We start from the raw sequence: 12,635 nt of genomic DNA on the forward strand, positions 1-12,635 counted from the left end.
GCGCTCAGGCTGCTTCTTCCTGCTCGGCTTCTTCGTTGTCGGCCTTGGCGCCGCGCTTCGGGCCCTTGTTGAGGTTCACCTCGATGAGGCGCACCGCCTCGGTCTCCGACATGCGGTTGACGGCCGCGATCTCGCGCGCCATGCGGTCGAGTGCCGCCTCATAAAGCTGGCGTTCGGAATAGGACTGCTCCGGCTGGTTGTCGGCGCGGTAGAGGTCGCGCACAACTTCCGAGATCGAGATCAGGTCGCCGGAATTGATCTTCGCATCATATTCCTGGGCGCGGCGCGACCACATGGTGCGCTTGACGCGGGCGCGGCCCTGCACGACCTTCAGCGCGCGATCAACGTAATCCTCTTCCGACAGCTTGCGCATGCCGATGGAGGTCGCCTTGGCGACCGGAACCTTCAGACGCATCTTGTCCTTCTGGAAGTCGATGACGAAAAGTTCCAGCTTGTGGCCCGCAACTTCCTGCTCGTCGATCGAGACGATCTGGCCGACGCCATGCGCCGGGTAGACGATGTACTCGCCGGTCTTAAAACCGTGACGCGCCGCGCTGGACTTCTTCTGCGGGGTGATTGTTGCCATTACGCCATGAACTCCTTGGTGTGGTGCCGGCATTCTGCCGGCCGAGACTCGCGCGATCGGGGACCGATCATTAGCCGCACAACGATGAAACCACCGGAAAAGCCAAGGCCGGCAAACCGCATAGTTGCGCCTGCCTGCCCCAGATCGCTCTGGTCCGGATTGAGAAATTCACCTTTCAGTGATTTGGGGCGTTTGCGCCATAAATCGACGTTGTGTCACCGGCATGTTTTGTTGGAATAGCACAAAAAGTCGGAAGAATCAAGGTTTTGCTGCACGCGCGAAGGTCAAGCGCGATCTCCGCCCGTCAAGGCAGTTAACGTGCGGTGCCGATCACGACGCGTGATGCCGATCAAACCAGCGTCGCCGTTACAGCCCTACGCGCCCGTTTTGGACGCGCAAGGGGACGCTGTGACGCTTTATCTTGCGCATAATCCTTCGAAAATCGATTTCGATTTTCGCGGTCTTGCGCTAGTCGCCCTGGCCGGGCTCGGGGGAAAAATATTTCTCGAACTTGCCGGCCTCGCCATCGAAGGATTTGGCGTCGGCCGGAGGCTCCTTCTTGGCGGTGATATTGGGCCATTTATCGGCGTACTCGGTGTTGATCTGCAGCCATTTGTCGAGCCCCGGCTCGGTATCCGGCTTGATCGCGTCGGCCGGGCATTCCGGCTCGCAGACGCCACAGTCGATGCACTCGTCGGGATGAATGACGAGCATGTTCTCGCCCTCATAGAAACAGTCGACCGGACAGACCTCGATGCAGTCCATGTATTTGCATTTTATGCAATTATCGGTCACGACATAGGTCATCGGTCGGCTCCGGGACGTCCCGTTTTATCAGGGCGACGTGGCGTCCAATCGGACGCATAAGGTACGCTCTAACACTTTGAATCCACGCATCGTGCTCTTGGAAAATCGATATCGATTTTCGGGCCGATGCGGTAGGCCTTTTTAGGTGCGGTAACGTCTTTGCCCGCTGCTTGCAAGGGCAGCCATTGCACGTGATGCCGGTGTTTCCGGAATGGATTTCCAGCCGGCGATGCGACGAAAGCCGGTTATGCGTCAGTCGTCGCCGAGCAGCCGGTCGGTCTCCCGGCGTTCCTTCTTGGTCGGGCGGCCGCTGCCGGCATCGCGCAGTGCGGGGATCGCATCGCGAACGGCCTCGCCCTTTGGCGTCGGCGGTGGCGAGATATCCTCGTAGAGCAAGCGCGCTTCCTCGGCGGGACCGCGCCGGCTCCCGGTGCCGAGCACCTTCCAGACGAAGATGCGCCGCTCGAGAGTGATGGTCAGGACGTCGCCGGCGCGGACCAGATCGGAGGCCTGCGCTGCTTTGTCGCGATTGATGCGAACGCGTCCGGCCACCACCAGCTTCGCTGCCAGCGGGCGCGATTTCACCGCACGCGAAAAGAACAGCCATTTGTCGATGCGCTGGCGGCCTTCGGAGACCATCGGAGCGAACGAACTTACTTCTTCAGCTGGTCGCGCAATGCGGCGAGCTTGGCGAAGGGGGAATCCGGATCGAAGCGCACCGGACGCTCCTCGCGAGGCTTCGGCTGGAACGCGGGCTTTCCACCCGGCGCGCCACCCTTGCCGTCCGGCCTGCCGCTTTTCCAGTCGGGCCGGCTTTCGCGACGGTCGGGACGCTCGCCCTGCGGCTTGCCGTCGCGCCGTTCCCCTGCCTCGCCCTGCGGCTTGGGCTTGAACTTGCTGCGGTCGAAGCGCGGCTTGCCGGCGCCGTCGCCGTCGCGGCGTCCTTCACGGGCTGGCCGGCCGCCTGGAGCGCCGGCTTGCTGCCCGGCCTCTGCCGGCGCGTTGCTGCGGCCATCGCGCGTGACTTGTCCGCTGCGCGGGCGATTGTCCCGAGGCCGGTTGTCGTGGTGACGGTGGCGCGGGCGTTGGTCGAAGCGGCCCTGCCGCCACAACAGGATGGGTTTTGGTTCTTCGGCCTCTGCGGCGGGCGCGCCGGCTTCACCCTCCCCCTCGTGGGGAGGGTCGGCGCGCAGCGCCGGGGTGGGGGGAGCGTCGGCGCTGTCAGCCCTGTCTGCATTGTCGGCGCCATCACCCCCACCCGCGTCGCTTCGCGCCGCGACCTCCCCCATCGAGGGGGAGGTGAGGGCGTCGGCGCCTTCGGCAGCAGCGCTGACACCGACCGCTTCTGTTGTCTCTTGCGTGATCTCGGGTGCAGCTTCGGGCTGCTCTCCCGTGGGGGGCCCGGCTGCCGCTTCGGCGGCAGGCTCGGCCGAGCCATCGGCTGCAGCCTTTGCCACTGCATCCGGCTCAGAACTGTCGGCCGGCGCCTCGGCGACTGCCTCGGCAATCGCGGCTTCCGGTGCCTTGGCCTGCTCGGCTTGTTCTTCCGCCGCCTGCTTGGCCGCGGCGGCTTCGCGCGCTGCATTGTCCTGCGCCTCGAGCCGTGTCTTCACCTCGACCGCCGGTTTCGGCTCGGCCCGGTAGCCGAGGCCTTTCAAGATCTCTTCCATGTCGTCGGCCGTGGCGCCGAGGATCGACATCATCGGCGGCGTCACCATGAAGGACTGACCATCATAGGCGCCGTCAGGGCGCTGGCCGAGGCCCGGCTTCCAGTTGGTTGCGGGCCGGATCAGGTCGGCCAGCCGTTCGAGGATGTCGACGCGCACCGCGCGACGGCCGAGATTGCGGTAGCCGGCCAGCTTGTAGAAAGTCTTGTCGAAGCTGGGATCGATGACCACCGAGGTGCGGCCGGAGGCCAGCGCGTGAACCACGTCGCCAAAGCCGGGCTTGTCCTTGCCGTCGTTCTGCAGCGCCCACAACAGCGTCACCAGTCCGGCCGGGGCCGGCTTGATCAGCGCCGGCACGAAGACGTGGTAGGCGCCGAAGCGCACGCCGAGCCGGCGCAGGGCGGCGCGGCCCTCCTGGTCGAGCGACTTCATCTCCTCGGCGATGTCGCGGCGGTTGATGAGGCCGAAATTCTCGACGAGCTGGAAGGCGATGCCGCGGCCGATGCCGGTGATCTGCTCGGCGTTCTTGAGGTCGACCAGCGGCTTCAGCAGCGACTCGATCTGGAAATTGACGAAGCGCTCGGCGCGCGCCGCGACCTTGTCGCGGGCGGGACCGGTGAGCTGCTCGTCGGCCAGCAGCACCAGGCGTGGCTTCAACGGCTCGTCGCCTGCGACCAGCGTGCCGATCGGCGCGCCGATCCAGCGTAGTGTGCCGTCGGAGCCGAGCGCGATGTCGCCATTGGCCGAGGCGCCGAAGCGTTCGGCCCGCGCCTCGAATTCGGCTGCAAGCGCCTTCTGGGCTGCTGTGCGCACCGCCTTGGCGTCCTCGCCGCCGGCGCTCTGGTCGGCGGTGAAGCGGAACCCCTGCAACTCGCCGACATGATGGCCTTCGACGAGGACGGTTCCGGTTGGGCTGATTTCGGCTTCAGGCATGGTATTTTCTCTAAGGCGCCGCATGAGGACGGAAGTCCTGCGGTCTACGAAGCGTTTCGTCAACCGCTCATGCAGCGCATCCGACAATCTGTCTTCGATTTCGCGCGTCTTTTCCTGCCAGTGTGCCTGATCGGCCAGCCAGCCGGGCCGGTTGGAAACGAAAGTCCAGGTGCGGATCTGGGCGATCCGGTGCGACAGCGTGTCGATGTCGCCCTCGGTGGTGTCGGCACGGCGCACCTGCTCGGCCATGTAATTCTCATCGACATGGCCATGCCTGGCAAGGTCCATGTAGATCGAGGCGATCAGGTCGGCATGCTGAGCCGGGGCGATCTTCCTGTAATCGGGAAGGGCGCAGGCCTCCCACAACAGCGCCACACGCCTGGCGTCGGTGGCAAGCGCCCGGATGTCCTCGTCGCGGGACAGATGCTCGAGCGCCTGCGCATCCACCGCCGGCAGCGCGCGCGTCAGGCCTTCAACCGGCGCGTTGGTCTCGATCGAGCGCTTCAGCGCGTCGAGGTTGGCGAAATCGAAACGCGCGGTGCGCCATTGCAGCACCTTCACCGGGTCGAAATCATGCGCTTCGATCTTCTTGACCAGTTCCTCGTCCAGCGGATCGACCTGGCCGGTGACGCCAAAAGTTCCGTCGCGCAAGTGCCGGCCGGCGCGGCCGGCGATCTGGCCGAGCTCGGCCGCCGTCAGGTTGCGATACTGGTAGCCGTCGAACTTGCGGTTCTGGGCGAAGGCGACATGATCGAGATCGAGGTTGAGGCCCATGCCGATCGCATCGGTGGCGATCAGATAATCGACATCACCCGACTGGAACAGCTCTACCTGCGCGTTGCGGGTGCGCGGCGATAGCGCGCCGAGCACGACTGCCGCACCGCCCTGCTGGCGGCGGATCAGTTCGGCGATGGCATAGACCTCGTCGGCGGAGAAGGCGACGATCGCCGTACGTCGCGGCAGGCGGGTGAGCTTCTTCGAGCCGGCATAGGCGAGATGCGACAGCCGCGGCCGCGTCACCACCGACACCCCCTTCAGCAGACGCTGGAGGATGCCGTGCATGGTCGCTGCGCCGAGCAGTAGCGTCTCCTGGCGGCCGCGCAGATGCAGAATGCGGTCGGTGAAGATATGGCCGCGCTCGAGATCGCCGGCTAGTTGGACCTCGTCGACGGCAACGAAGGCGGCGTCGGTCTCGCGCGGCATGGCTTCCACGGTGCAGACCGAATATCTGGCGCCGTCGGGCTGGATTTTCTCCTCACCGGTGATGAGCGCCACCTTGTGAGCGCCGACCTTCTCGCAGACGCGTGAATAAACCTCGCGGGCGAGCAGCCTGAGCGGCAGGCCGATAATGCCGCTTTCATGCGCCACCATGCGCTCGATGGCGAGATGGGTCTTGCCGGTGTTGGTTGGCCCGAGCACAGCGGTCACGTCGCGGCCTGACAGGATCAGTGGCTCAGTGTGTTTCGGCTGGATGTTCATCGACCTGGAAATTAAGGCTCTCTGCCTCGCGTTGTCGGGAGCGCGCCCGTGGTTGCGCGGGTGACAGTCGACACATAGGGATTTCGGGCGCGAAGCGAAAGCAGAATATTCCGATGACAGCCCGAAGCCTCCCGTCGGCGTCGACAATCCGTTCCGCCGTTCCGATTTAACAGTTGGAACGAGTCTGGAACGAATCGGCTACGAATCGCTGACTCGCGCAGATTCAGGGTTTGTTCACGGCTACATCTGGATTTCTCGCCGGCGAGTCTCACCACATGCTGAATCGCCGAACTGGCCCGTTTCATGCAGGGCTGACGTCGCCGTTAACCTTTGCAGCTGAGCGATCGACGCAGGTCGGCCGGCGTCATCCAACATTTTGAAATAATTAATCTTTCCTAACGCGCCTTAACCTTTTGGGGATGTTTTTCAGCCTTTGTCGTTTAACACTGCGCTCAAAGCCGGAACGAAACGGCGACGAATCGGCGCCGGAGCATGTTTCCCGGTTTGTTCACCCCAATATGTTGTGTCATGAATAGGATTTCCACCTGTTATCCACAGGCGGTGAACAGGGTTTTGCACAGGCCGTGCGGCCGCCGTTAACCTTTGCGTGCCGCTTCGGCACAAATCGGTGTCACGTCCGTCGGTCGGCGCAGTCGCTGCACGAGGACCAGACAGCCAGCAATGCAGAACGGCTTGGTTCAAGCCTCTCCCACGGCATAGCGCTGCAAAGTAGGGCCGACGTTCTGGATAATTTCGTCGTGGGACAGGGCGACGACGGGCGGAAGCCGCAGCAGGTATCGGCACATCGCCAGACCCAACAGCTGGCTCGAAACGAGCCCGGCCCGTCGACCCGCATCGGTGGGGTCAGCGACCGCCGCAACCACCGGCCTCACCTGGTTGCCAAATACGTCGCGCAATTTTTCCGCGGCGAATTCGTTCGACGTCGCCGAACGCAGCAGAATTGCCATTCCAGGGCCGCTGGCCGGGCCCTCCCAGATTTCGAGAAAACGCCTGATCAGCGTTTCGCCGATGGCGTTTCGGTCGATCACCCGGAGTGCCGGCAATTGCAGGTCGACGACCGCCGCCCTGGCGAACAACTCGTCCTTGCTGCGGAAATAGCGGATCACCATGGCCGGATCGATCGAGGCATGCGCCGCGACGTCGCGGATGGAGGCGCCGTCATAGCCGTACTCGGCGAACAGGAGCCTCGCGGCCTCGAGGATTTGGCCGCGCGTGCGGTCCGATTTGCTGGGTTTCTTCGGCTGATTCTCGGTCATGAAATTCATATGCCAACGGTCGTTGACAAATGCAATAGGTTCGATTATAAAGTCAACGATCGTTGACAAACGGAGAGAAAAAATGTTGCCCACTACAACGGAAGTCCTGATCATTGGCGCTGGCCCGACCGGCATGGCGCTGTCCATCGTGCTGCACCAGGCCGGTGTCGATCATGTCCTGATCGACAGGCTGGCTGAGGGCCTTCAGACCTCGCGGGCTGGCGTTATCCACGCGCAGACGCTGGAAACGCTGGAGCCTCTCGGCGTCGCGCAGCGGCTGAGCGAACTTGCCCTGAATCTGCAGAATTTCACCATCCGCGACCGCAACCGGGCGCTGCTCAATCTCGATTTCAGCAAGCTTCCGTCGAGGCATCCCTATCTGATGATGCTACCTCAAAACCTGACCGAGCAGGTGTTCGCCGAACGGATCGCCGCCCTGGGCGGCGTGATTCATCGCTCGGTCGAGGCCAAGGCAGTCGTCCAGGACGCTGACGGCGCACACGTGACGGTGATCGAGAACGGCCGCCAGAAACTGATATCGGCACGCTACGTCATTGGTGCCGACGGCATGCACAGCCTGGTGCGCAGGTCGACCGGCATCGAGTTCGACGGCGCCGCCTATGACGCTTCGTTCGTACTCGCCGATGTTCGTCTCGACTGGCCGCTTGGGCCGACGGAAGTGTCGCTGTTCTTTGCACCGACCGGGCTGGTGGTAGTGGCGCCGCTCCCGGACGGTTCGTACCGGGTCGTCGCAACAATGGATGACGCACCGGAAAAGCCTGAGATCGCCGACATCCAGGCGCTGCTCGACAGCCGTGGACCGACCAAGAAAAGAACCCGGGTGCTCGAGCTGGCGTGGAGCTCGCGTTTTCGCGTGCATCACCGCCTGGTCCGCTCGTACCGCAAGGACCGGCTGTTCCTTATCGGTGATGCCGCGCACGTGCACAGCCCGGCGGGAGGTCAAGGCATGAACACCGGCATCATCGACGCGGTCGTGCTTGGCCGGTTGCTTGGCGACGTGGTGAACGGCGTGCGCCCGGAAGCCGCGCTCGACCTCTACGAAACGCTGCGCCGCCCGGCGGCCCAGGAGGTGCTTGAACTGGCGGGCACGATGACCGAGATGGCGCTTTCCCGCAATTCGGTGAAGCGGTTCGTCCGCAATCTCGTGCTTTCGGCGCTGAACCTCACTCCATTTCTGAAGCGTCGCATCGCCTTGAAACTGTCGGGCCTCAGCCGGGCGTCGCTAGCCCGCCTGCCGGCACCTTCGCGCCAGCCAGGTCCAGTCGCCCAGACCAAGCCGGCAGCCGAACCAGGGCTGAAGCTTGTCGCCTGACAGGAACAATCCGGGTCCCGGCCTCGAACTCGGCCGTGTGGGTGGTTAGACCCGTGCAACAGTCACCGGCAACAGGCCGCCTCAGGTGATATGACGACTCAGGTGATATGGCGCCTTAGGTGATATACTGGCCGCCGTTGGCTGATATGGTCGAGCCGGTTATGAAACCGGCATCGTCTGACGCGAGGAAGACGACGCAGCGTGCGATCTCTTCCGGCTCGCCGAGGCGGCCGACCGGGATCTGCGGGATGACGCGCTCGTTGAGCACCTTCTCGTCCATCGCCCTGACCATCTCGGTGGCGATGTAGCCGGGGCAGATGACATTGACGGTGATGCCGGCCCGCGCCCCTTCCTGGGCGAGCGCCTTGGTGAAGCCGATGTCGCCGGCCTTCGACGCCGAATAATTGACCTGGCCGGTCTGACCCTTCTGGCCGTTGATCGAGGAGATGGTGATGACGCGGCCGAACTTGCGGTCGCGCATGCCGCCCCACAGCGGGTGCGTCATGTTGAAGACGCCGGAAAGATTGGTGTCGACGACCTCTTTCCACTGCTCGCGCGTCATCTTGTGGAACATGGCGTCGCGGGTGATGCCGGCATTGTTGACCAGCACGGAAACCGGGCCGAGATCGGCCTCGACCTGCTTGATGCCGGCGGCGCAGGCATCGTAGTCGGCGACCGACCATTTGTAGACCGGGATGCCGGTCTCTGCCTTGAATTTCTGCGCCGCGTCGTCATTGCCGGCGTAGTTCGCGGCGACATGATAGCCGGCGTTTTTCAGGCCGATCGAAATCGCGGCGCCAATACCGCGCGACCCACCGGTGACGAGTGCTACCTTTGACATGATATCCTCCCTTTTCTCGATCGGCGGGCGGCGAACGGGAACGCTCTAACGGCGGAGCCTGTTCGCCACCGACTGTTTCACGGCTTGCTCGCTCCGTCCTCACGGCGCTTTGCAGATGACTTCACAGCGCTTCCACGCACATGGCGACCCCCATGCCGCCGCCGATGCACAGCGTGGCGAGACCTTTCCTGGCACTTCTGCGGCGCATCTCGTAAACCAGCGTGTTGAAGATGCGGGCGCCGGAGGCGCCGATCGGGTGGCCGATGGCGATGGCGCCGCCATTGACATTGACGATCGACGGATCCCAGCCCATGTCCTTGTTGACGGCGCAGGCCTGGGCGGCGAAGGCTTCGTTGGCCTCGACCAGGTCGAGATCGCCGACCGACCAGCCGGCCTTGGCCAGCGCCTTGCGCGAGGCGGGAATGGGCCCGGTGCCCATGATCTGCGGATCGACACCCGCGGTCGCCCAGGACACGATGCGCGCCAGCGGCGTGATGCCACGCTTTGCGGCTTCCGCTTCGGTCATCAGCAGCACGGCGGCGGCGCCGTCATTGATGCCGGAGGCATTGGCGGCGGTCACCGTGCCGTCCTTGTCGAAGGCCGGTCTCAGCTTGGTCATGGCCTCGATCGTGGCGCCGTGGCGGATGTATTCGTCCTGGTCGACAATGGTGTCGCCCTTCTTGCCCTTGACGGTGAAGGCCACGGTCTCGTCCTTGAATTTGCCGGCCTTCTGCGCGGCCTCTGCCTTGTTCTGGGAGGCCAAGGCGAGCTGGTCCTGGTCCTCGCGGGTAATCTGGAACTGGCGAGCGACGTTTTCGGCCGTGTTGCCCATGTGGTAGCCATTGAAGGCATCCCACAGCCCATCCTTGATCATGATGTCGATCATCTTGTAGTCGCCCATCTTGACGCCGGCACGCAGGTGTTGAGCGTGTGGGGCCAGCGACATCGATTCCTGCCCGCCGGCGACGATCACCTTGGCATCGCCCGTGGCGATCTGCTGCATACCGAGAGCAATAGCGCGCAGACCTGAGCCGCAAACCTGGTTGAGGCCCCAGGCGGTAGTTTCCTTCGGCAGGCCGGCTTCGATAGATGCCTGGCGGGCGGGGTTCTGGCCCTGAGCCGCGGTCAGCACCTGGCCGAGGATGACCTCGTCGACTTCCGCCGGCTCGACACCGGCGCGAGACAGCAACTCCTTGATGACGACGGCACCAAGCTCATGCGCCGGCGTGGCGGCGAAGGCGCCGTTGAAGGAACCGACGGGCGTGCGCGCCGCACTGGCGACAACGATGGCAGCGGACATGTTCTTCTCCACACTTCGAGGTATCGAGGTTTTGGTATCGCAGTTTGTATCGTCAGGGCTTTTCTTGCCCTTTCAATGGTCCAAGTCAAACCGGAAATGGGCATACCGGCCATGCGCCGCAAGCAGGTTGCGCATCGTGGTGGATACAGCCGGCCCATTGCTGCGCAGCATTTTTAGCCCGCCGTGCAGCATTAATTGATGCCGCACTGCACAAACCGCTTGGAATTGTGACGCTTTTGCGCATATCCTTGAAAAGGCGCAATCGTTACCGGCAGCTTACTCAAATGCGCCGGTGTCCCGGGAGGATGCTGATGGCCGCGAAAGACGAACCGATTATCATCAAGAAATATGCCAATCGCCGCCTCTACAACACCGGCACCAGCACCTATGTGACGCTCGAGGACCTTGCCGAAATGGTCAAGAAGGGCGAGGAGTTCACCGTCCAGGACGCCAAGACCGGCGACGACATCACCCATCCGGTGCTGACCCAGATCATCTTTGAACTGGAGAACAAGGAAGGGCAGAACATGCTGCCGATTCCGTTCCTGCGCCAGTTGATCGCTTTTTACGGCGACCAGATGCAGATGATCGTGCCGAGCTTCCTCGAACAGTCGATGATCGCCTTCTCAAAGGAACAGGAACGCTTCCGTGAGCAGATGAAGGGTGCGTTGGGCAAGTCGCCGCTGGACATGATGAAGATCGCCACGCCGATCAAGGCGCTGGAAGAGCAGACGCGCCGCAATATGGAGATGTTCCAGAACGCCATGCGCCTGTTCACGCCATTCCCACCCGCTGGCCCACCCGCAGGCTCGAATGGCACTTCCGCAGCGCCGGCGGAGCCGGCCAGGAAAGAGACGTCGGAAAAACCCGACGACCTTCAGGAACTGAAGGAACAGATCGCCGCCATGCAGCGCAAGCTCGACACGATGTCGTGATCGCCGGCCGGACTGAGCCCGGCCGAAATCTCTCATCAGCAGGCCGTGACAGAAATCTCCGCCTCGAATGAGGCTCAGTGCCCCCCGACACGCGCTATTTCGTCGTCACCGTCACCAGAGCCGTAACGGGTTTGCCGTCCACGAGAATGGGCTTGTGATGATCATCGGCAAGTAGGACGCCGATCACATGATTGCCGGCGGCATCCGGACAATGGCCGAAACGAGCCTTGATAAGATCGCCGCCAATGTCGCTGTTCATGCTGTTGTACGGCTTGCCGGGGATGTTGCAGGTATCTCCGGCAGGATCGATCTTCATATGCAAATGGCCGCATAGGCTGACGCCGTCGCATTCACCCGCTGGCAGAAGCGTGAAGTTGCTGCTGACGACGACGCCTATCGCCTTCTCCGGGTCATTGCCGAGTTCGATGACCGAACCGGCCGCCGGCCAGACGATTTGCAGGGTTGGCCGATCTTCGGCCTGGGCAGACCCGAGCGACAGAAAGGAGAAAGCAAGGGCAGTCGTTGCGATGATGCGAAGCATGGTAACCTCCATTGATGTTGTAATCACTGATTACATACCAAACGCTTGGACGCAAGAAAATAATCGGTGATTACATGCCGGCGTCATGCTATTGGCAGGCATGACCAGCCCCACGGATTCCGGCGAAGCCGCCAGCCCCAAGCGCTATCATCACGGCAATCTGGTTGAGGCGTTGATCGCTGCTACCGTGGAGATCATCGAAGAGCGCGGAGCAGAGCATGTGTCAGTGCGCGAGGCGGCAAAACGTGCCGGCGTTTCGCCCGGCGCGCCATTCCGGCATTTTCGGTCGAAATCAGCACTGCTGACCGCCGTCGCCGAACAGGCCATGAACCGGCTGACCGAGGCCGTTGCCGATGCACAGTCCAAACTCGACAGCGCAGATCCCATTGTGGCCTTCGAAGCGATCGGGCAAGGCTATCTGGAGTGGGCGATCAGCAACCCCACGCATTTCCAGATCATCAGTTCTCGAACGCTGATTGATTTCGACGCGTCGGACAGTCTTCGTGATCAGAATGAAGCCGTTCGCCGGAAAATGGTCGACCTGCTGACCCAAGCGCAACAACAAGGTCGGCTTGCCCCAGACACCGACTTCGATCATCTGGTGCTTGCCGCCCGCGCATTTGTCTACGGCTTGGCACGCATGGCGATCGATGGTCATTTCCCGGAGTGGCATCCGTCCGAGCCGCCATCGCTCGCCGTACGGAAGGCTTTGCGTCTTTTCATGAGCCAGATGACAAATTCCCAAACGCAATCTCACGAGCACCCTGAAGTGGCTTCCAGGGATCGCTGACAAAACTGTCTTCGCACTGGTTGTCGGGCGCACAGCTTCGAGTGAGGGTGTCCTCATTCATGACAAAAATTTCATGTCATCGCCACTGAGTGCCGCTTTTTTTGCGCCACACCAGACATATATGCTGCACTGCAATATGGTTCGTT

11 protein-coding genes are annotated in these 12,635 nt (G+C 62.7%); 3 read left to right on the forward strand and 8 right to left on the reverse strand.

The annotated features are described in order from the left end of the window. Nucleotides 1-4: 4 nt before the first annotated feature. From AC0L16_RS26185 to AC0L16_RS26205, 5 genes are all read right to left on the reverse strand, one after another. A complete protein-coding gene (locus AC0L16_RS26185) occupies nt 5-586 on the reverse strand; it encodes a CarD family transcriptional regulator (RefSeq protein ID WP_027152934.1) in 582 nt (193 codons plus the stop codon). A gap of 468 nt (nt 587-1,054) precedes the next feature. Continuing rightward, entirely contained in the window at nt 1,055-1,393 is a 339-nt protein-coding gene (fdxA, locus tag AC0L16_RS26190; protein WP_023803892.1) for a ferredoxin FdxA, read from the reverse strand. Between the two features lie 252 nt (nt 1,394-1,645). Further along, entirely contained in the window at nt 1,646-2,032 is a 387-nt protein-coding gene (locus tag AC0L16_RS26195) for an RNA-binding S4 domain-containing protein (protein WP_473624179.1), read from the reverse strand. A 14-nt stretch (nt 2,033-2,046) separates the two neighbouring features. Further along, entirely contained in the window at nt 2,047-5,472 is a 3,426-nt protein-coding gene (locus AC0L16_RS26200; protein ID WP_473624181.1) for a helicase-related protein, read from the reverse strand. A 698-nt stretch (nt 5,473-6,170) separates the two neighbouring features. Beyond that, on the reverse strand, nt 6,171-6,896 hold the full coding sequence (locus tag AC0L16_RS26205) for a TetR/AcrR family transcriptional regulator (RefSeq protein WP_473624182.1): 726 nt from the start codon (nt 6,894-6,896) through the stop codon (nt 6,171-6,173). Between AC0L16_RS26205 and AC0L16_RS26210 the strand changes: the two genes are divergently transcribed. Beyond that, on the forward strand, nt 6,832-8,082 hold the full coding sequence (locus tag AC0L16_RS26210; protein ID WP_473624183.1) for an FAD-dependent oxidoreductase: 1,251 nt from the start codon (nt 6,832-6,834) through the stop codon (nt 8,080-8,082). The genes AC0L16_RS26205 and AC0L16_RS26210 overlap by 65 nt on opposite strands. A gap of 115 nt (nt 8,083-8,197) precedes the next feature. On the opposite strand, the gene phbB is transcribed toward AC0L16_RS26210, so the two are convergent. Continuing rightward, nucleotides 8,198-8,923, reverse strand: a complete 726-nt coding sequence (gene phbB / locus AC0L16_RS26215; protein ID WP_473624185.1) for an acetoacetyl-CoA reductase — start codon at nt 8,921-8,923, stop codon at nt 8,198-8,200. A gap of 121 nt (nt 8,924-9,044) precedes the next feature. Next, entirely contained in the window at nt 9,045-10,223 is a 1,179-nt protein-coding gene (locus tag AC0L16_RS26220; protein WP_473624186.1) for an acetyl-CoA C-acetyltransferase, read from the reverse strand. A gap of 311 nt (nt 10,224-10,534) precedes the next feature. On the opposite strand from AC0L16_RS26220, the gene phaR reads away from it, so the two are divergent. After that, nucleotides 10,535-11,158: a polyhydroxyalkanoate synthesis repressor PhaR gene (phaR, locus tag AC0L16_RS26225; protein WP_473624187.1), complete on the forward strand. Its 624-nt coding sequence runs from the start codon at nt 10,535-10,537 to the stop codon at nt 11,156-11,158. A 94-nt stretch (nt 11,159-11,252) separates the two neighbouring features. Here the strand turns inward: phaR and AC0L16_RS26230 are convergent, their stop codons facing one another. After that, on the reverse strand, nt 11,253-11,699 hold the full coding sequence (locus AC0L16_RS26230; RefSeq protein WP_473624188.1) for a hypothetical protein: 447 nt from the start codon (nt 11,697-11,699) through the stop codon (nt 11,253-11,255). 100 nt (nt 11,700-11,799) lie between these two features. Here AC0L16_RS26230 and AC0L16_RS26235 point away from each other — a divergent pair, with 100 nt between their 5' ends. Then, a complete protein-coding gene (locus AC0L16_RS26235) occupies nt 11,800-12,489 on the forward strand; it encodes a TetR/AcrR family transcriptional regulator (protein WP_473624189.1) in 690 nt (229 codons plus the stop codon). The last annotated feature ends 146 nt before the right edge of the window (nt 12,490-12,635 follow it).

The sequence above is a fragment of the Mesorhizobium sp. WSM4848 genome (assembly GCF_055811375.1).

Coding starts and splice junctions, on each gene's coding strand:
- AC0L16_RS26185 (WP_027152934.1), bottom strand. CDS start 586: ATGGCAACAATCACCCCGCAGAAGAAGTCCAGCGCGGCGCGTCACGGT.
- fdxA (WP_023803892.1), bottom strand. CDS start 1,393: ATGACCTATGTCGTGACCGATAATTGCATAAAATGCAAATACATGGAC.
- AC0L16_RS26195 (WP_473624179.1), bottom strand. CDS start 2,032: ATGGTCTCCGAAGGCCGCCAGCGCATCGACAAATGGCTGTTCTTTTCG.
- AC0L16_RS26200 (WP_473624181.1), bottom strand. CDS start 5,472: ATGAACATCCAGCCGAAACACACTGAGCCACTGATCCTGTCAGGCCGC.
- AC0L16_RS26210 (WP_473624183.1), top strand. CDS start 6,832: ATGTTGCCCACTACAACGGAAGTCCTGATCATTGGCGCTGGCCCGACC.
- AC0L16_RS26205 (WP_473624182.1), bottom strand. CDS start 6,896: ATGGACAGCGCCATGCCGGTCGGGCCAGCGCCAATGATCAGGACTTCC.
- phbB (WP_473624185.1), bottom strand. CDS start 8,923: ATGTCAAAGGTAGCACTCGTCACCGGTGGGTCGCGCGGTATTGGCGCC.
- AC0L16_RS26220 (WP_473624186.1), bottom strand. CDS start 10,223: ATGTCCGCTGCCATCGTTGTCGCCAGTGCGGCGCGCACGCCCGTCGGT.
- phaR (WP_473624187.1), top strand. CDS start 10,535: ATGGCCGCGAAAGACGAACCGATTATCATCAAGAAATATGCCAATCGC.
- AC0L16_RS26230 (WP_473624188.1), bottom strand. CDS start 11,699: ATGCTTCGCATCATCGCAACGACTGCCCTTGCTTTCTCCTTTCTGTCG.
- AC0L16_RS26235 (WP_473624189.1), top strand. CDS start 11,800: ATGACCAGCCCCACGGATTCCGGCGAAGCCGCCAGCCCCAAGCGCTAT.